This window comes from Flavobacterium silvisoli (assembly GCF_004329815.1).
Classification (GTDB): domain Bacteria; phylum Bacteroidota; class Bacteroidia; order Flavobacteriales; family Flavobacteriaceae; genus Flavobacterium; species Flavobacterium silvisoli.
The window spans coordinates 45,172-65,080 of record NZ_SJPE01000003.1; the positions used below are offsets into that span (position 1 = coordinate 45,172).

Here is a 19,909-nt window from a genome sequence, read left to right on the forward strand (position 1 = left end):
GGTGCAGCTATCAGATTTTTATAGCCAACCCGCGAAAGTTTATCTTTATTTTTTCAAAACCGGTTCCGTGAGTTTCATACCGCATTTGGGGCATTCAGCGTCTTTTTTGCCGTGTACCTCGGGATGCATGGGGCAGGCGAATTCAGCTTCATGCTTGTTCTCTTCTGCCGTAGATTTTAAAGCGGCTGTGCTGTCATTTTGAGTTTTCGGGCTCTCTATTTGTTGTTCTTGTGTTGCGGTGGTGTCGTTTTCTTTTGGTTTGCAGGAAACCATAGAGAAAGCGATAAGAGCTGTTGCAATAACTATTTTTTTCATGATAATGTCATTTAGGTTGCTATTCGATAGTTTCTTTTATTTTGCCACACGTTAGCATTTGTGCGCCATAGTACGGATTTTTTATCTCTTTGCTTTCACTGATCCAGGTGGAACCGCCTTCGTACATCGGACAAAAATCAACGTACAGTTTTTGTGATGTTCCTAGAGTAGTTATCAGTTCTTGAATGTTTTTGCTCAGTTCTTTGAAAGCTTTTCGTTGTTTATCTAGCTTTCCAGCATTTGAAACTATTAGTTTTGTTTGCTTTTTGGCCAGCTCTGCTATTTGAATTCCTGTTGCCTTCTGAGCAGCTGTTTTTTCATTCAAGGTAAAAGAGTTCAGTGTTTTTGTAAATGCATCAGCCAATTGAGCCGTCTGTTGGGAATCACTTTTTATTAAAGCATTTTTAATTTTCAAATAACCTTCGATAACATCATTCAATGAAGATGAAGTTTGGGAATAAGTGATTGTTTTGAGTTCTTTAGGATTACTGTTTTCATTTTGAGACAAAAAACCAAGAACTGCGGTCGTAATGGAAAAAATTAGTGCTTTCATTTTTTTATTTTTTATTAAAGTTACTCATTTTACTTGTTTTTTTTAAACGTAAAGAACGTATACTGTAAATTCAGGTAGATTCCGTTCGGTGCAGAACGCAACATCGAACTGTACAATTGCTGTTTGTAAGCCAGGTCGATACGCGCCTGACTGTTGATGATGAATTGAACAGAAGGAACCACATCTAAAAAAGACCTTTGATTTTCGTTTAAGGTTTGTCCTACCAACTCGAGCATCAGATTGATATTGGTTTGTTTAAAATCAGAATAATACCGAGGATACATCAGTTTACCAACAGACAACGTGTAATTGAATGCCCGATTACTTTGCGAATTCGGAAAAGGATTATCCGGCTCATTATCGAGTGCTTTTTCAACACTCAAAGACGTACTGATAGCGACCTTTTTAATCAATTGCGTCGCCACTATACCAACTTCAAAACCCGAATTGTGTCCCATGGTTTCAATTTCTTCCTGATGAATATCGGCATTATTGAAGCTATAACGTCCAAAGGCTGCCATGCGGAAGTGACTGTGTAAATCGTCGGTTGAAACAAATCGGTATTTGGCATAAAGCGATCCGCCTTCGGTTTTTAAATCGCTGCTGGTACTGTTTCGGTTGCTGATGAATCCGGAGGCCCGAAGCATCAAACTCTTGCTGACACCCCAAGTAATTTCGGGCATCATGTGATAATTGTAACCGGCTTTGTATTTTTCTTTCATCAAAGACTCTCCCAACTTGAAGCCCAGAGAACCCGCCGGGGCATTGCTGGCCGGCTCAGTGACTACAAACAATTCCTGAGCCCTCATTTGGCATGACCCTAAAATCAAAAGTGCGATAACCAGTGCTCTCATCTTACAGTTGTTTTAAGTGAAATGTTTTTTCATCGCCGGCTGCGTAAGTGGGATACTTGGATAATGATTTCGACATCCTTTTGTATTCTTTAGCAGTAATGAACCCTTTATCCATCACTTTGGCTTCAATTTGATCTTTTACCGGATTAGTGGCGTTATCCACCAAAATATAGGTGTGCCCTTTTTGAGTAAGGCTCATTTTGTCATTCCATTTCGGATTGTCTAATTTCAATGTAATAATCATCGAACCTACAAAGAATCCTGCCTTTTCCACCCGTTGCTTCAAGCTTAACGGTGTGATTTGATTATCCTTTTTCAGTTGCACCGTAAAAGTATTGGTATTCAAATCGGTGGTCACGCTTTCCACTTCGGGCATGGCTTTCAACTGTTTGTTTATGGCGTTGGAGCACATCGAACAGGTTAAACCGGTAGCCGTGATTTCGGCTTTGGTGATTTGAGCATGGGTTGCCGTGGCGAATACTAAAAGTATCGCGATCATAATTTTTGTTTTCATTTTATTTTGAGTTTAATACGTTACTAATTTCCTCTGGGGTCGGATTTATTGCTATGAGCTTTCCGGTTGTATCAAAAAGATAGGAAGCCGGGAGTTGTTCTACGCCAAACAACACTGCTGAAGGAGCGTCAAAACCTTTTGGGTCATTCAACTGTTGGTAATCAATTCCGTCTTTTTCAATGGCTTTGCTCCATTTTTGAATATTGATATCTAAAGAAATACCAATGATTCTCAAACCTTTTTCAGCATACTTTTTTTGCAGTTGCACTAATTCTTTGTTTTTCTTTCTGCAGGGTCCGCACCAGGAAGCCCAAAAATCAATCAGCGTGTATTGATTGGTATCGGGAACCAATTCAATGGTTTTGCCGTTGATATCGTTCAGAGATAAAACGGGCAATTGACTGCCGATAGCCAATTGAGCTTTTGCCGAAAATGATACAATCAAACTGAACAGTAAAACACTCTTTCTCATTTTTTGGAGATTTAAATTGATGGTGCAAAGTACCGGCATTGACCCAGAAGGGGTTTTGTACAATTCCTAAAATGATTTATAAAATTTTATAAAACTGTTGTACCTGTTAGTAATACTGAGATAAATTTAGACATAGCAAAAGGAAGCCCATCCCACAACTTTCTCATCGTGCGGAAAGGAATGATAAAAAATAAAATACGTAGAAATTAGCCTGATTTATAAGTAGGCTCAACTGTTGAATACAAAAATAGCAACCGTATTTTCAGTCACTGATCGGTCTCTTCTTTTTAGCAGTTATGTTGAATTATTCATCTGCGAACTTGGATAATTGCAACCAGAATTCTTCTATTTTGAGAATAGCCTTTAAGAAATCTTCCATTTCTATAGGTTTGGTCACATAGCTGTTTGTGTGATTTTCGTAGGCTTTGTTGATGTCTTTTTGGTTGGAAGAAGTAGTCAACATGATGACCGGAATGGTTTTCAAGGTCTCATCTTCTTTGATTATTTTCAACACATCATGACCATTGAAAATGGGTATATTGATATCCATCAGAATTAAATCGGGACGTTCTGCTTGGCTGAATGCTTCTTTTTTATAAAGAAAGTCAAGAGCGTCTTGTCCGTTTTTTACCACGCTGATTTTGGTCTTGACTTTACTTTCCTCGAAAGCGTCGAGAGTCAGGATGATGTCGCCTTCGTTATCTTCTACCAATAATATATGTACTTCTTTCATAGTCTATTTTTATTTATTTACGGTAAAGTAAAAAGAACTGCCTTTACCTAGTTTTGATGCAACCCAAACTCTTCCTCCCCACATTTCAACGTGCTTTTTAACTATCGCCAATCCAATTCCGGTGCCGTCATAATGATCTCTATTGTGCAATCGCTGAAAGATAATAAATATTTTTTCAAAAAATCGCTCGTCAATGCCGATTCCGTTATCCTTTACTTCAAAAATCCATTCTTTATCTTTTTCGTGTACCAAAAAATGAATTTGAGGAGGCACTTCTGATTTAGAATACTTGACAGCATTGTCCAAAAGAGAATGTATGGTTTGTACCAAAGGTGTTTTTTCTATTGTTATTACCGGTAAATTACCAAAATACAATTCCACATTTTTTTCCTGAATTACTTTGCGTCTCAGTCTTAAATACTCCTGAAACACTTCGTTTAAATCTACTGGTTCGGAAACTTCGGCATATCTTCCGGCTCTGGAATATTCTAATAAATCAATGATTATTTTTTTCATTCGTTTAGCACCATCAGTTGCAAAATGAATGTATTGGTGTGCTTTTTCATCAAGTTGATCACCGTATTTTCGTTTGAGTAAATCCATAAAACTCGTAATCATTCTTAACGGTTCCTGTAAATCATGAGATGCTGTGAAAGCAAATTGATCTAACTCTTCGTTGGCAATTTCCAGTTCCTGAGCATGTTTTTGCAATGAAACATTCAATTCAAATAATTCCAACTCATATCGTTTTCGGTAAGTGATATCGGTCAGGGCGCCTATCATGCGTATAGCTTTACCTTTATCATCTCTGATGATTAGTCCTTTATCAATTACATAAGCATATTCTCCGTTCGCTTTTTTAAACTGATATTCTCTTCCCCATTTTTTGGTGCTTGTGTCTGCCAATGACTGATTCATGGAATCGAGCACCGAAGTCGAATCTTCGGGATGTAACAAGGTAGCCCAAAAATCAAGTGTTGGTTTTATGGCATCGGTATCATACCCGAACAGCTTTTTAAAACCCTCACCCCAGTATAAAGAATCACCAGTAATGTTCCAGTCCCAAATGGCATCATTGGTAGCTTCAGAAATTTTTTCAAATCGCTCATTAGCTTCCAGAATTCTGAAATCGGTTTGCTTTCTGAGGGTTACATCTTTGAAATAAACTGATAGTCCTTCGACATTAGGATAAGCCGTTACCTCAAACCATTTGTTTAACGTGGGATAAAATTCCTCGAAAGTGACATTCTCTCCGGTATCGATGGCTTTGTGGTATTGTCGGTAAAAATCAGAATCAACGGCATCTGCGTAAACTTCCCAGAGATTTTGTCCAACGACAGCTTCCTTTTTTCTGCCCAAAATATTCTCGGCTTCCCTATTCCAATAAGTCACTATCCAATCAGCATCAACCGCAAAGAAAGCATCTCCGATACTCTCTAAAATTTTGTTCTTTTCTTCGTAAGCCTTCTGCAATCGGAAATCAGCTTCCTTTCTGAGCGTGATATCTCTGAAAAAAACCGTAACTCCTTCGTTGGACGGATAAGCATTTACTTCGAGCCATATTCCGTAAAAATCTTCAAATGTTATGGGTTCTTTGGTCTCTAAAACTTTGTGATAATTGTGATAGGAAGGCAAATCAACTGCTTCAGGAAACACTGTCCAGAGGTTTTTGCCCAATAATGCTTCTCTTTTTACTCCTAAGAGTTTTTCGGCGGTACTGTTCCAATAGGTCACCGTAAAATCGTTGGTCATGGTAAAGAAAGCGTCGCCGATACTCTCGATGATTTTGATTTTTTCTTCGTAGGCATTTTGCAAATCTTCAGCGGCTTGCTTGCGCTCATCAATATTTTTAAAATAAGAGGAAACCCCGCCACTGGAGGGATATGTATTTATTTCGTACCAAGAGTTATTGCCCGGATAGTAATATTCATAACTTTCCGAAACCCGCGATTTGGCTACTCTGCGATAAATGGTTTCCAACTCCGTTCCTTTGGCAGCTTTTAATTCGGTCCAGATATTTTTTCCTAATACCTCTTCACTTTTTTTGTCTAAAAGCTTCTCGGCTTCTTTGTTGAAATAAGTGAAATTCCAGTTTTTATCAACAGCAAAAAAAGCATCGGAAATACTGCCTAAGATTTCTTTTATCAAAAGCGAAGTGGCTTTCATGGAATTAATATCCTGCAAACTGCCATATATCTTGGTACAAACAACGTCAATGCGTTCACTTTTACCAATACATCGCACCCATTTTTCTTTACCTGAATTGGTTACAATCAGCAATTCTTCATCGTATTCTACTCCTTCCTGAATTAATCGCTCAACTGCGTTTTGTATGATTTGTTTGCTTTCGTCTTTGTAAAACTCAAAACCACCGCTTAGTGAAGGATCATAATCTTCATCAATTTCAAGAATTTCTCTGACTATGGAAGACCAATACATGGCATCGGTTCCCGGTTCTTTTAATAAATCCATTTCCCAACTGCCTATGCGCGCCATCTTGGAAACTTCTTCGTACAAATTGGTTACCCTTCTTTTGTCTGTAATGTCAAAAACCATTGAATTGAATATAATGGTATTATCGGGCAAACGATAAGGCGTTCCAAATCCTTCATGCCATCTTACTTCACCACTGGGCAAAATATTCCTCCATTGGCAATGCCATTGGGTAAGGTTCTCGATTGATAGTGTAATGCTTTGAACTACCTCCTCGTAATTCCCGCCCCTTTTAATTTGATCCCAAATTAAACTAATGTTCTCTTCGCATTCCTGAGGAGATAGTTCCCAAATTTTTTCAGAAGCTTTAGAGACCGTTATCATTTGATCTTCCCCATTCGGATACAAATAATACTGAAACGCCACCCCCGGAAGATCGTCGGTAATGGATTGAAGACGATGTTCAGTCTTTTTCATACTGGTAATATCCTGAAAACTACCGAACAGCCTGATGCATTTTCCGTTGTGCATTTCTGATTGCCCAATAGTCCTCACCCATTTTTCGTTTCCTTTACCGCTAATTAAAACTGCTTCAAAATCGAAAGGTTCCCCGGTTTCAATTGAAGATTCAACTATTGTTTTTACATAATCTCTGTAATCTTCTCTGTAAAATTGTATCCCGGATTGTAATTCAGGACTGAAATCATAAGGGTTTGTATCGTGGATTTTGTGGACTTCTTCCGACCAGATGAGTTTACCATTAATCAAATCGATTTCCCAACCACCAATATTAGACAATTTGGTCGCATCGTTTAACAATTCTTTCAGTTTACGTTCGTCGGTAATATTTTTGGCAGTAGCATAAATGACTCCCTCATCGACCTGTGAATTACAATGCCAACTGAGCCAAATCACATCGCCTGTTTTAGTGATATAGCGGTTTTCAAACCGAAATACCGTTTCACCTTCTTTGAGCTTCAGTATTTCGTCATTTGACTGGCGTTTATCCGCAGGATGTATGAAATCATTGAACTGAAAACCTACTAATTCGGATTCGTCATATCCCAACAGTTTGCATCCGGCTTGATTTATTTTGAGAAATCGACCTTCAAAATCGGCTAAACAAATCAAATCAGGCAAAGCTTCAAACAAGTGAGAAAGATCACCCTCGAGGCGCTTACGATTGATTTCAGACCCAATAAAAGTTTCAAATTTGGCCAAAATGGGATGATGTTGTTGTATGGAAACCAAATCTTCAGAAGTTCCGACTACCAAAACACCCACAATTTGATCCTTATGTTTTAGGGGAAGTCCCAGGACCGATTTTATCCCTGCTTTTTCGGCAGCTTTTTTTCTCAGAAATTGCGTATTTGAATCCAAATCACCCCAAACAATTGATTTTTCAAGTTTCCATACCTTCCCGGGAAGTCCCTCTCCGAAGGGTATTTCATTGATATCTCCGGCTGTTGAATAAAAATCCTGAGCAATCTTACTTGCTTGGCACTTAGAGGACAGTCGTATTGTTTTTTGATGAATAGAAGGAAGCCAAATTTCACACAAACTGAAATCACCATACTCAACTATCAGTTGACACAATTGGTGTAATGATGTTTTCAGATCAATTCCTTCATTGAATACATTGCTTATCTTTGCCAGTAGTTCTTTTTGAATTTGTTCGTTTTTGACGTAAGTAACATCGCGTTCAACGGCTACCCAGTGGGTAAACCATCCTTTGTCATCAGCTACGGGAGAAACGGAAAAATTAATCCAAAACGGCTCGCCATTTTTCTTGTAATTAATGGTAGTTACCTCACATGCCTCCCAATTCCTGAGTGCTATACCCAGTTGTTCTAATGCTTGTTTATCTGATTTGGGACCTTGGAGCAGTCGGGGAGATTTACCGATTACTTCATCAGGTGAATATCCTGTCATTTTGGTAAAAGCTTCATTAACATAGACTATTCTCGGTCCCGGTTCCTCAAAAGGCTCAGCTTCGGTTATCATCACGGCATCACTGGTATTAGTAATAAAACTCTCCAACAATTTCAGCCTTTGCTCTTCTTCTTTTTGAGTGGTTATATCTTGTACGGTTCCTTCAAAAGCTATGGGATTTTCATCAGCATCTAACACCAATCTCCCTCGTTCGTGCACCCATTTAATCTCTCCGTTGGGTAATAAAATTCGGTGAATTAAGTCGTGTGTTTTTGCTCCCGAAAAAGAACTGTTCTGTTCTTGTTCAAATTCAGCTCTGTCATCAGGATGAATGGTTTGGAGAAAAGTTTCAAACGTGAGTATGAAACTGTCTTTACTGCGTCCCCAAATATTATATACTTCATCAGACCAACTCAGCGTATTACCATCAGTTTCCAAACGCCAGTAACCTAAATTGGCTATAGAGGCCGCAGCTTTAAACTTTGCCTCAGAATCTTTAAGCGCAGTTAGTTTTTCTTCTTTTTCGGTTACATTGATGGAAGAAACCATAATGGCTTGATGCCCTTTAAAGGAGACTTTATGACCGTAGACGTCCATTAACAATTGCTCTCCATTTTTCTTTTTATGGGTAGAAATACCGAAATGAATAGTCCCCTCCTGTAGCTCTATGTTTACATGGGTTTTGACTATTTTGCCTATTTCATCTTTATCTCTAAGGTCGAAAATAGTCATGGATAAAAACTCATCTTTGGTGTAGCCGTATAATTGGAGTGCAGATTGATTGACATCGAGAATTTTGAAATTTTCGACATCATATACCCAATTTGGAATAGGGTTGTAGAGAAAAAGCGTACTGAAATCTACCTCGTTTGATGCTTTATCAAGTTTTTTATTTTGATTTTTATCCATGCTCAACATTTTTAATGCTACGTTAATTCCTTTACTCAGACTTTATAACATGCATGAAACACGAATAATTGAGTCTATTTAAAAAACACTTTGTTTTTTTTGGTAATACAATGAACCATAAATAAAAATCTTTGAGAAATAAAAATAGAAACCATATTATAAAATAAGACCTATATATGTATGTAAACAAATTAAATTCTCTTAAAAAGAGGTGCTTATAAAGTTATAAAACTAATTCCAATAAAAAAGTAAAACCTTTTATTTTTAACTTATTTTTCTTTAAAAATCCATTGGATCCATCAATCAACACTATGGTGAAATGGTCGATTCTCTACTATTGAGAAGCAAATCAGGTGATTACCTAAACATCCATTTTTTCACAAAAAACCGTTATGTTATTTAGATTTATAAGAAGAAATACTGAGCACTTAGATAATGCTCTGAAAAGAAGTATTAATCTGGCTGTTAGGATTTATTTCGGAATTGAGAAACTCACTTTAGTACCTTTGCCAAGGACTGAGGAAACCCAAATTTTTCCGTTGAGATTATCAATCAACTTTTTACAGGCCGCCAGACCCAGTCCACTTCCGGCGTATTCTGACTGTGAATGCAGTCTTTTGAATGGTTTGAAAATAGTGGTCAGGTGCTCTTCTTTTATTCCAATACCGTTATCCTGAACCGTAAAATTCCATTCTGTTTCCGTTTCTGAAAAAGTAATGTCAATTTCAGGCACGTTATTTTTGGGCTGGTATTTGATTGCGTTACCTATCAGATTCTGAAAAAGCACTGTTAAGATAATTTTTGAAGAAATTATTTCGGGAAAAACAGGGCAATTGAGGATTGGTTTATTTGTGGATATTCCTGTTGTGTACATTTCAAAAACACCCGATATTAATTCGTTTAAATCAATCTTTTCCTTACTCTCTTGTCCTGCTGTATTGACTTTGGCAAAATCCAATAAATCCAAAATCAGCGTATTCATTTTTTCTAAACTCTCATAAAGAAAATCGAAATACATTTCATCCTGCTCGTCCCATATTGCTTTGTGATTTTCTTCAATCAGCTTTAGGAGAGAACCGATTGTTCTGACCGGAGCTTTTAAATCGTGAGCTGCCATATAAGCAAAGTCTTCCATACGGCTGGAGTAATTCTCTAATTGGGCTTGATAAGATATTAATAATTTATTGGCTCTCCTGAGTTCGAGTAAATGAACAACTTGTCGTGAAAGACTTTGCAATGCCTTTTTTTGTTCTTCGGTCAGTACGCTTACTTTATTGTCAATAACGCACAAAGTACCAAATGCAATTCCGTTTCCGGAGGAAAGCGGCATACCGTAATATGAAACGATATTAGGATCAGAGGTAACGAAAGGATTATTTTTAAATCGCTCATCCAACCGGGCATCTTCAACTATGAAAATATTTTCGGGTTTTTCTATGGCATGAACACAAAAAGAGAATTCAATAGGTGTTTCGCTTATAGGTATTCCTAAATGAGACTTGAAAAATTGTCTTTTATCATCAAGCAAACTAATCAAAGCTATGGGCATGTTGCATATAGAGGATGCAATAGCCGTAATATCATCAAACATCTGCTCGGGTGTGGTATCTAAAACACCATAATCCTCCAGCGTTTTTACTCTTAAAGATTTTTGATCATTAAGCATAATATCTTCTTTTTAATCTTAAAATTTGTATGATGATTCATGAACAGTTACCACTCGGTTCACAGCAGTTTTTTTCTTTTTTAATGGAAAGAATACCATAGCAAATTTATCACAAATAGGCAAAATGCTCTCCATTTGACAAAAACTTTAAGTTTTTTTTAGTATCCTGAAAATGACATTTGAGGTTCGTTCTAACATCTTTCGGGACATTTTTTTGTTATTTACCCAATGATAAAGAGCGCCTTAGCTACTTTTAAAAAAAAACAATAAAAAAACCTTTACAGATGTAAAGGCTTTTCATTAATGTTCTAAAAAAATATTTATTCTAATGCAAATGTAACGCTTACGTTTGTATTAATCTCCAATTCGCCAACCGCCAAGGTTTCACGGTTTTGACCTCCGTCAGCAGCCATAGCCATCATATTACCTTTGTACATAGGCTGAGGGACATAAACTTGCGAGTTATCAGTAATCAACAATGCCTTGCCTACTTTTTGTCCTAATATCGAAACGTAATCATTGGCCTTTTGTTTGGCATTTAGTATTGCATTTTTTCGGGCTTCTTTCTCGTATTCTTCCATTTTAGACGATTTGAATTCTACTCCCTGAATCGTATTGACTCCGGCATCACTCAATCCCATCATAATGGCATCGTATTTCTTCAAATCTTTTAACGTAATGCTCAGTGTTTGATTAGCCTGAAAGTTATACTTCTTTTTATCATAGTCATAACTTTTATACAAACTTACATTATTGGTTTTGTAATCACTGGCCGGTATACCGCTGTTTTTCAAAAATTTAATCACTTTATCTACCACTTCGTCGTTGAGGGTTTTTACCTCTTTGGCGTCTTTGCCCGAATTTTGAAAACCTACTGTAACTATTGCCTGATCGGGAACAATTTTTACTTTTCCTTCGCCCGAAACGGAAATTTGAGGTATCTGAGCCTTTTGGTCCTGTGCCTGTACAGTAATGGCAAAAAATAAGACGATTAACAGCGCTGCTTTAGTAGTCGCTTGAATAAAATTGCTTTTTGGTTGATGATTCTTCGATTTCATAGTTTATATATTTAATGATGATGTTTTTTGCTTTTCAAAAGTTGTGCCACTATAATTTTCCCATTTTGGCCATGATAAATAAAATAATAATGGGGATGGCTAACAAGATGACCATAAATGTACTGTGTTCAAGCAATGCAGGTTCTTTGAGCAGCGTAATAACATAACCGCCTATAGCTCCTCCAAAATGAGCGGTATGCCCGATATTATCATTTTTCGCCTTCATTCCGTAGATAGAATACAGCAAATAGCCAATTCCGAAAACATAAGCCGGCATGGGAATTACACCAAATATACCAATGGTCATGTCCGGATACAGTAAAATAGCCGAATAAACAATTCCGGTTACAGCTCCCGAGGCACCAACTGCTCTGTAACTGTATTCGTTTCCGTGAAAAGCCATGGTGAGTAAACTTCCAAAAATAAGACTGCCGGCATAAATCAACAGAAATGTAAAATTCCCCAAACTTTCAAATACGACAGGCGCAAAAGAATAAAGTGCAATCATGTTAAAAGCCAAGTGAAAAACATCAGCATGCAGAAAAGCGGAGGTAATCATTCTGATTTGTTCGCCGGCACGTATACTGCCTACGTGAAATTCATATTTGCGAAAAAAATATTCATCGTTAAAACCTTTGATACTGATGAGAACATTGGCCAGAATTATGCCTAATAAAAAAATGTTGAGCATGGTAAAATTATTTATCACTTGCAGTTCGACCCAAAAGTCGCGAGTGTAAAAATAGTAATACTTCTCATAGGAATTGTTAAGGTCAGTCAATTAAGATAACTTTTAACTTTATATTTGCATAAAATTACACGCATGCAATTTCTTGTTTTTATTCTGCTTTATCCTATTCTTTGGTTAATCTCAATACTCCCGTTTCGGTTGCTTTATTTGCTTTCAGACGGAATTTATGTATTGGTTTACTACGTAATCGGATACCGCAAAAAAGTAGTGCGGAACAATATTGCAATAGCCCTTCCCCATCTGTCTGTGGCCGAGCGTCATCTGATTGAAAAAAAGTTTTACCACCATTTGTGTGATATGTTTCTGGAGATGATTAAAACCATGACCCTATCTGAAAAAGAGATGGAAAAACGATTTGTTTTCACCAATTTGGAACTTTATCGCGATTTGGAAAAACAAAAAAAGAGCATAGCTGTTATGCTTGCCCACTACGCCTCGTATGAGTGGGTAATTTCAATGAACCGTCACATTGCTTTTGAAGGTTTTGCCATTTATAAAAAAATCGGCAATAAATATTTTGACAAGTTGGTGCGCGATATTCGTTCCAAATTTAAAGCCACTTTAATTACCAATAAAGAAACCATCAAAACCATTGAAAAAAATGCCCGAATTAATCATTACGGAGTGTATGGGTTTGCCAGCGACCAATCACCTCAATTGAGCAAAACACATCATTGGGCTAAGTTCATGGGTATCGAAACACCGGTACACACCGGGGCTGAAATGTTAGCCAAAAGATTTGACATGAATGTCATTTTCCTAAAAACCCGCAAGGTAAAACGAGGGTATTACGAAGCCACTTTTGAACATTTGGCAAATGACCCTAAGATGGTTCCCAATTATGAAATCTCGGATGAATTTTTAAGACGTGTGGAAAAACAAATCCTCGAAGCTCCGGAATATTATTTGTGGACGCACAAACGTTGGAAACACAAAAAGCAACAATAAAATCTATTCGTTGGTTTTAAACCACGATTTTACCATTTCTTTTTCTTTGTTCTGAGCCTCTTTATGCATAAACTCATTGGTTTTTGAGTTGTACAAATAGTCTTTTGACCAATCTGTATGATGTGCTGCCAATGCTTTTATGCTTTCGCAAACAAATTGTATTTCCTCAGTGGTAGTAGTTGGGTGGATAGACATTCTGATCCAACCCGGTTTTTTGATTAAATCACCCGAGGTTATCTGACAAACTAAATCGTGCGATGTTTCCTGATCTACATGCAACAGATAATGCCCGTAAGTACCGGCACAACTGCAACCGCCTCGGGTTTGGATTCCGAAACGATCATTTAATAGTTTCACTCCCAAATTATAATGCAAATCATCAATATAAAACGAAATTACCCCCAAACGGTCTTGGTGTTGGTTGGCTAAAATATGTAAATTAGGAATTGCATTTAATTCCGAAAAAACAAAATCAACAATCTCATGTTCTCTCTTCAGGATATTCTCCACTCCCATTTGCTCTTTGAGTTGAATGGCCAAAGCTGTTTTGATTACCTGTAAAAAACCCGGTGTCCCGCCGTCTTCCCGATCTTCAATGTTATCGATGTATTTGTGTTCTCCCCAAGGATTTGTCCAACTTACAGTTCCGCCACCGGGACAATCGGGAATATTATTTTTGTATAAATTTTTATTAAAAATCAAAACCCCTGATGTGCCGGGACCACCCAAAAACTTGTGTGGAGAGAAAAAAATAGCATCCAAATAACTTTCTTCATCCGGATGCATGTTGATATCAACATAAGGTCCGGAACAGGCAAAATCAACAAAGCAAACTCCATTATTTTGGTGCATTATTTTGGCTACTTCGTGATAAGGCGTTTTAATACCGGTTACATTGGAACATGAAGTGATGGAAGCGATTTTAAAACTTCTATCTCTATACTGGTCTAATAGTGTTTTAAATTCGTTTAAGCAAAACAACCCTTCTTCATTGGCCGGTATTACAATGACATCGGCTATGGTTTCCAACCATGAAGTTTGGTTAGAATGATGTTCCATGTGTGAGATGAAAACTACCGGTTTGAGTTCTTTGGGCAGAGCGGTGTATTCTTTTAAATTTTCCGGAATTTTAAGTCCTAATATGCGTTGAAATTTATTTACAACACCGGTCATTCCGGTACCGGTATTGATCAGAATATCATTTTCATTGGCCTTTACATGCTTTTTTATGATTTGTTTAGCCTCGTGATAAGCCATAGTCATAGCGGTTCCTGAAACGGTGGTTTCGGTATGGGTGTTGGCTACAAACGGACCAAATTCATTCATCAGTTTTTCCTCAATCGGGCGGTATAATCTGCCGCTTGCAGTCCAATCGGTGTATATTATTTTTTTCTTGCCGAAAGGAGAATCAAACTCTTGGTCAATCCCTATAATATTCTTGCGAAATTGCTGAAAATACTGTTCTAATGCCGTTTTGGTTTCCGTAGTAATCATTTGGTAATCATTTGCGTTCAAAGATACATTATTTTTGATTTTTGCTAAATTTTAATGTAAATCCTTGTTGCCTCAGTGTAATGTGGTAAATGCGGATTTCTCTGCAGAAAACAATAATGAATTCCTTTTCAGAAAATTAAAACCTTTTTTAACTTCAAAAAAAGGCTAAAGAGTTAGAGTTCAAAGCACAAGACATTTGTAGTATTTAAATTTCAAATCTGCTCTAAAAATACCTATTGTTAGGGATTTTTTTATTAAATTTAATTTCCCAATTTTGAATCACTAACCGATAAACCAAAATAACATGAACGATCAGACTTATACCGCAGTCGGCTATCTGGATTTGGGAAACAATATTATTACTCTGGATGTCGCCTTACCCAATCCCCCCAAACGGGAAGATTTTTTAATAACTAACTACAACCTGAGCAAAAGATCCGAATACAACAATGTTTTAATGAATGTAATCTTATGTGAATTTACATATGAAGGAGATGAGGGAGAAGAATTGTCCAGAATAACAAAAGACAGGTACCAAGTTTCGATTGACTTTACTAAAATTGAAAAACCGGAAGGGATACCAAATGTAACAGATTTCAATTTTGTTGAAAATCCGAAATGCCTTTTCCTTTTTTTCCATAGTACCGATGCAAATGCAGATGACAGGCAGGCGTTTTTTGACGATATGGAAAAACTCTATTTAGGGGCTATAAAATCACCTTATGTTATTTATCCTGCACCATACATGAAAAACACTTCACAAAAAGGGAAACCACGAACATTAAGCCCTTCTTTAATCTGATAAAAACAATATGGCCATCATAAATTCAATTAAAATTCGGTTACTCATTTTATCCTTTATAACAAGTTCAATCTGTAGCGCTCAATCACCTGATTTTAAAGAAATAAAAAAGCTTATTGAAAAAGGGAATAACTTTGAAGCTCTTGAGCTGCTTAGGAAAATTGATGAAAAAAAAGTTTCCAGAGACAAGATAGCCCGAAAATACTATCTGATGGGGAAAGCCTATGGAAACGAAAATATTAACGATAAAAGTTATCATTGTTTTTTAAAAAGCAAAGACATTTTCGAAGCCATTGACAGTATTCCGGGATTAATGGAAGCCAAATTGGAAATTGCTTACGGTTTGAGTGTTGAACGAATAAAATATGAAACATCTAAAAAATATTACGAAGAGTACCTGAAATACACCCTTGACACTAAAGATCCCAAATTAATTACAAGAGGGTACTATGAAATAGCAAATTTTTTAATGGATAGCGAACCTAAAATTGGTCAACGTTATTACTTCAAAGCATTTCAATTAAACAAAAAAGTAAGGGATGAAAAAATGTTTGCCAAAATAGCTTCGGGTATAGCCATGCTTTATAACGAACGATTAAACCAAAGAGATTCTGCCATTTATTATTATGAAAAAGCCATAGACATTTCACGAAAATATAATAATCTGGACGACCTTAGTTTTAACATGGTATACCTGTCCAATGTATATTACTATAAAAAGCAGCATCAGAAGGCAATTCAACTATTGCGTGAAGCTGACAAAATACCTATAGTCATATATGTTCAAAACATGAAGAGCAGGATACACCAATACATTTCCATGAATTATGAAAAACTGCATGACTATGAAAATGCTTACAAAGAAAGATTATTATCACAGAAACTGAGTGAAGAAGATAATTTCAGGAGACAAAACAAAATCATAAATGACCTTCAGGCTCAATACGAAACAAAGGAAAAAGAACTTGAAAACCTGAATCTGAGAGTAAAAAACAGGAATAACCGTTTTCTGCTCATTATGTTTCTTGTGATTTCAATAGTAATCTTTTTTGTTGGTTACTTCAGAATAAAAATCTTGAGTAAAAAGAAACAAATTGCCGAGCAGGAAAAACTCATTGAATCTCAAAAATTAGAAAATGTATTGAAAGATCAGGAGCTTAAAGAAATTGACAAACTTTTGGAAGGTCAGGAAAAAGAGCGGATCAAAATTGCTAACGATTTGCATGACAACTTGGGCAGTTTAATGGCCACCTTGAAACATAATTTTCAGAATTTAAAACTCAAAGCCAATGCCAATGAAGAATCCGATCAACTTTTTGACAAAACCGATGAATTATTGGAAGAAGCCTATCAAAAAATAAGAGGGATGGCTCATGCCAAAAACGCGGGAGTAATAGCCAATGAAGGACTATTGCCGGCCATTTTAAACATGGTTGAAAAAGCTTCGGTAGCCGGAAAATTAAACATACAGGTCATTCCTTTCGGTCTGGATGAAAAGTTGGAAAATGCGATTGAAGTTACGATTTTCAGGATGATACAGGAAATCATTACCAATGCCATAAAACACGCTAAAGCAACTGAAATCATCATTCAACTAACACAACATAAAGACAGCCTGAATATCATAGTTGAAGATAACGGCAAAGGATTCAATCCCAAAAACATAAATAAAAATAACGGAATGGGACTTACAAATATTGAAAAGAAAGTTGAACAGATGGGTGGTACTTTTACCATAGACAGTGCAGAAGGACGAGGCACCTCCATATTAATTGATCTACCTTTATGATAACATTAGCTATAGCGGAAGACCACCAGGCATTAATTGACGGAATGAAACTATTCCTGAACAGCCAATCCGATATCCAGATTGTGGGAGAAGCCAATGACGGTGATGCGCTGATTGAATTGGTGAGATCCAAAAGACCCAGCATCGTTATCACAGACATTCGCATGCCCAAACGTGATGGCATCAGCGCTACTAAAATCATTAAAGAAGAATTTCCGGAAACTAAGATTATCGCTTTCAGCATGTTTGACCAAACCGAAGCGGTAGAACAAATGAAACAAGCCGGGGCCTCAGGGTATATCATGAAAAATTCTTCTCTTCAAAAAGTTTTAGAGGCCATCAGAACGGTAGATAAAGTTGGAAAATATTTTGATGATGCCATTCTGACCATAGATGACCTTACCAAAGAAGTTGTAATTCTGAGTGCTCGAGAAAAAGACATCCTACGTCTGATAGGCGAAGGGCATTCCTCTCAGGATATCGCCGATATATTGTGCATCGGTAAAACCACAGTTGACACCCACCGAAAGAACATCATCAAAAAGATAAATGTTCATGGTAAAACTGATTTAATCCGATACGCTATAGAGCGAAAATACGATTTCTAACTATTTTAAAGTAAGAAAAAAGATACTTGAAAATCCCCATCGTTGGGGATTTTTTTTTGATATTCATTCGCGAACTTTGAACTGTAATTTTCTTTAGCAAGAGATACAAAAAGAATGATACCCCCATACTGCATTCTGTTTAAAACAAAAGTACAAAGCCCCATATCGTAAGTTAATATTGTAAACAAAAATAGTCTGAAAGATTCGTTTCTGTTTCTGATAAATGAAGTTAGGTTAGTTAAGCAAAATCCTGCCCGAAATTATTGTAGTTGTTTGATTCAGGGCAGGTTTTTCAAAGCAAGTATATAGATTAAAAACATACCTACCGCTTCACTTCCCCTTACAAATTTGAGACTTTTAGTAAGGGGATGGTGAAGTGTCAGTTTTAAAAGAATAACAAAAACACATAAATCATGAGTTGGAATAACGTAGACACCCGTTGCAGAATAATGTATGGCGACCAATTAACTTCTAATCTGAAACCACAAGAGCGCAAATTCATCATCCACACAATTGCAGAGGAGTTTCCTCATTTTTCGAGGGTAAGAATAGCCGCCTCTGTTGATCATTGTTTCAAAATTAATCAAGGTCCTATACCAAGACGAACTTTTTTAACCTTCATCCAAAATTTTCTGAGATAAAAATACAGAAGCTACAAAAAAAAGAAGCATTAATAGATAATTCCGAACAGATTTAAAGAATAACTTTTCGGAAAGTGGTAACTCATAAATACCACTAGAAAGCCGATAAAACACATGGCTTTATCGGCTTTTGAATTCCGTTAATTTTGTTGGTACAATAAAAACTGTAGAATTATTTTTTGGTGTTATCTTTTAGCTCGAACAGTTTCTTCATTTCATTGGCTTTATCCACTTCATTGATAGCCATTAAAGATTGGGCATAGCGATAGTAATATACCGGCTCTAAATCTGTGGTCATTTCAAACAAATCACAATACCAACCGGCGGCTGAGACTAAATCATCATCAAAGAAACTACGGTCTGCCACTTTTTTGAGCATTTCAACCGATTTATATCCTTTGTTGATAACCCTCTCATAGGTATTTAAAATATTAATTTTAACAGAAGAATTACCGGGTTTTGCTGTGTTAAGCTCCGTTTTAGAAGGACTAACTTTAGAATCACCAACAGTCTTAACCGAAGCATTGGAAAAATTACCGGTAACTACTGTCGTTTTTTCTCTTACGTATTTGGGTTTTATTACCCTGACATTGTTAGGCCCCAAATCGTTAGTATTCACCAAACTCATATCCGGAACGGTATAAGTACTGGTGCTGCCACCAAAGGTTTGATTAATCTTTTCTTCTACGTGATAAGATTCAACCTTAAATTGTTTATCAGACATTTTGTCTGACATTACCACGGTATTGCCCCATTTTGCAGTAGTCGCTACGCCGTCATTATGTTGTGCAAAACAGTTGAAAGAAAAACCTATGGTAATAGCTGTGAAAAGAAATGTATAATTTTTCATATTAACTTAAATTAAAGGTTATTACAAAAAATTCAGGGTTAATAAAGGTACTCAAAATTTAATCTCAAAACCATATTTTATACGATTTATTTTTAGGCAAAACAGAATTAAATCTATTGACATAAAACGAGTTAGCACAAAACACATATCAACTGATATTCTGAAAAGCACATCATCATTTTTTCAGTTGCAAAGCAATATCTCATAAATAATTATTAGTTTAGTGAAACCTTGTCGGTATACCTTCTACTGTAAAATGAAGAATTCAAAAAATTAAAAACCATTGAAAATGATAAAACCAACCATCGCATTAAATTTCAGTATAATTGAGCATGTGGTGAATGATATCAAAATTGCTGATTTACTCAATAGCCGAGATCAAAATCCACTGACATTCGGTATGGAAACCCGATGCAGGATTATCCCTGAAAAATCCTCACATTCAAACCTGATTTATATACTTGAGTTCACTTATAAAGCGCCTGACAATTTAAATCACCTTGATGATGTAGCTGTTTTGGTAGAAGTTACGGAAGGACCGGTTATTCAAATTTTAGAATTTAAAATTACATAACACTATATAAATC

General features: G+C 36.5%; 18 protein-coding genes. 6 read left to right on the forward strand and 12 right to left on the reverse strand.

Going from position 1 to position 19,909, the window contains the following annotated elements:
• Positions 1-45: 45 nt before the first annotated feature.
• The 10 genes from EZL74_RS13180 to EZL74_RS03900 all read right to left on the reverse strand — a co-directional run bounded on the left by EZL74_RS13180 (position 46) and on the right by EZL74_RS03900 (position 12,130).
• The gene (locus tag EZL74_RS13180) at positions 46-315 is read right to left on the reverse strand and encodes a heavy metal-binding domain-containing protein (RefSeq protein WP_193553746.1); all 270 of its coding nucleotides are present in this window, start codon (positions 313-315) and stop codon (positions 46-48) included.
• 19 nt (positions 316-334) lie between these two features.
• Positions 335-868, reverse strand: a complete 534-nt coding sequence (locus tag EZL74_RS03860; protein WP_131475279.1) for a DUF3347 domain-containing protein — start codon at positions 866-868, stop codon at positions 335-337.
• 29 nt (positions 869-897) lie between these two features.
• The gene (locus tag EZL74_RS03865; RefSeq protein WP_131475280.1) at positions 898-1,722 is read right to left on the reverse strand and encodes a hypothetical protein; all 825 of its coding nucleotides are present in this window, start codon (positions 1,720-1,722) and stop codon (positions 898-900) included.
• A gap of 1 nt (position 1,723) precedes the next feature.
• Complete coding sequence (locus tag EZL74_RS03870) at positions 1,724-2,236, reverse strand: heavy-metal-associated domain-containing protein (RefSeq protein WP_131475281.1); 513 nt, start codon at positions 2,234-2,236, stop codon at positions 1,724-1,726.
• A gap of 1 nt (position 2,237) precedes the next feature.
• Positions 2,238-2,708, reverse strand: a complete 471-nt coding sequence (locus EZL74_RS03875) for a TlpA family protein disulfide reductase (RefSeq protein WP_131475282.1) — start codon at positions 2,706-2,708, stop codon at positions 2,238-2,240.
• A gap of 304 nt (positions 2,709-3,012) precedes the next feature.
• The gene (locus EZL74_RS03880; RefSeq protein WP_131475283.1) at positions 3,013-3,441 is read right to left on the reverse strand and encodes a response regulator; all 429 of its coding nucleotides are present in this window, start codon (positions 3,439-3,441) and stop codon (positions 3,013-3,015) included.
• A 9-nt stretch (positions 3,442-3,450) separates the two neighbouring features.
• Complete coding sequence (locus EZL74_RS03885; RefSeq protein ID WP_161971687.1) at positions 3,451-8,715, reverse strand: PAS domain S-box protein; 5,265 nt, start codon at positions 8,713-8,715, stop codon at positions 3,451-3,453.
• A 472-nt stretch (positions 8,716-9,187) separates the two neighbouring features.
• Positions 9,188-10,381: a GAF domain-containing sensor histidine kinase gene (locus EZL74_RS03890; protein WP_131475285.1), complete on the reverse strand. Its 1,194-nt coding sequence runs from the start codon at positions 10,379-10,381 to the stop codon at positions 9,188-9,190.
• Positions 10,382-10,701: 320 nt separating this feature from the next.
• Entirely contained in the window at positions 10,702-11,439 is a 738-nt protein-coding gene (locus tag EZL74_RS03895) for an SIMPL domain-containing protein (protein WP_131475286.1), read from the reverse strand.
• A 49-nt stretch (positions 11,440-11,488) separates the two neighbouring features.
• Positions 11,489-12,130 (reverse strand): rhomboid family intramembrane serine protease, encoded by a 642-nt coding sequence (locus EZL74_RS03900; RefSeq protein ID WP_131475287.1) that lies wholly within the window; start codon positions 12,128-12,130, stop codon positions 11,489-11,491.
• A gap of 132 nt (positions 12,131-12,262) precedes the next feature.
• Between EZL74_RS03900 and EZL74_RS03905 the strand changes: the two genes are divergently transcribed.
• Complete coding sequence (locus EZL74_RS03905) at positions 12,263-13,138, forward strand: lysophospholipid acyltransferase family protein (protein WP_131475288.1); 876 nt, start codon at positions 12,263-12,265, stop codon at positions 13,136-13,138.
• A gap of 3 nt (positions 13,139-13,141) precedes the next feature.
• Here EZL74_RS03905 and EZL74_RS03910 read toward each other — a convergent pair whose 3' ends face one another.
• Positions 13,142-14,632: an aminotransferase class V-fold PLP-dependent enzyme gene (locus EZL74_RS03910; RefSeq protein WP_131475289.1), complete on the reverse strand. Its 1,491-nt coding sequence runs from the start codon at positions 14,630-14,632 to the stop codon at positions 13,142-13,144.
• Between the two features lie 304 nt (positions 14,633-14,936).
• Here EZL74_RS03910 and EZL74_RS03915 point away from each other — a divergent pair, with 304 nt between their 5' ends.
• The 4 genes from EZL74_RS03915 (at position 14,937) to EZL74_RS03930 (ending at position 18,472) form a co-directional block, all read left to right on the forward strand.
• Entirely contained in the window at positions 14,937-15,434 is a 498-nt protein-coding gene (locus tag EZL74_RS03915) for a hypothetical protein (RefSeq protein ID WP_131475290.1), read from the forward strand.
• Between the two features lie 10 nt (positions 15,435-15,444).
• Entirely contained in the window at positions 15,445-17,223 is a 1,779-nt protein-coding gene (locus EZL74_RS03920) for an ATP-binding protein (protein WP_131475291.1), read from the forward strand.
• Positions 17,220-17,831, forward strand: coding sequence for a response regulator (locus EZL74_RS03925; protein WP_131475292.1), 612 nt, complete (start codon positions 17,220-17,222; stop codon positions 17,829-17,831). Before EZL74_RS03920 ends, EZL74_RS03925 begins: the two co-directional genes overlap by 4 nt.
• Positions 17,832-18,244: 413 nt before the next feature.
• The gene (locus EZL74_RS03930; protein WP_131475293.1) at positions 18,245-18,472 is read left to right on the forward strand and encodes a hypothetical protein; all 228 of its coding nucleotides are present in this window, start codon (positions 18,245-18,247) and stop codon (positions 18,470-18,472) included.
• Positions 18,473-18,644: 172 nt separating this feature from the next.
• Here EZL74_RS03930 and EZL74_RS03935 read toward each other — a convergent pair whose 3' ends face one another.
• Positions 18,645-19,322, reverse strand: a complete 678-nt coding sequence (locus EZL74_RS03935; RefSeq protein WP_131475294.1) for a hypothetical protein — start codon at positions 19,320-19,322, stop codon at positions 18,645-18,647.
• A 289-nt stretch (positions 19,323-19,611) separates the two neighbouring features.
• Between EZL74_RS03935 and EZL74_RS03940 the strand changes: the two genes are divergently transcribed.
• Entirely contained in the window at positions 19,612-19,896 is a 285-nt protein-coding gene (locus tag EZL74_RS03940) for a hypothetical protein (RefSeq protein ID WP_131475295.1), read from the forward strand.
• The last annotated feature ends 13 nt before the right edge of the window (positions 19,897-19,909 follow it).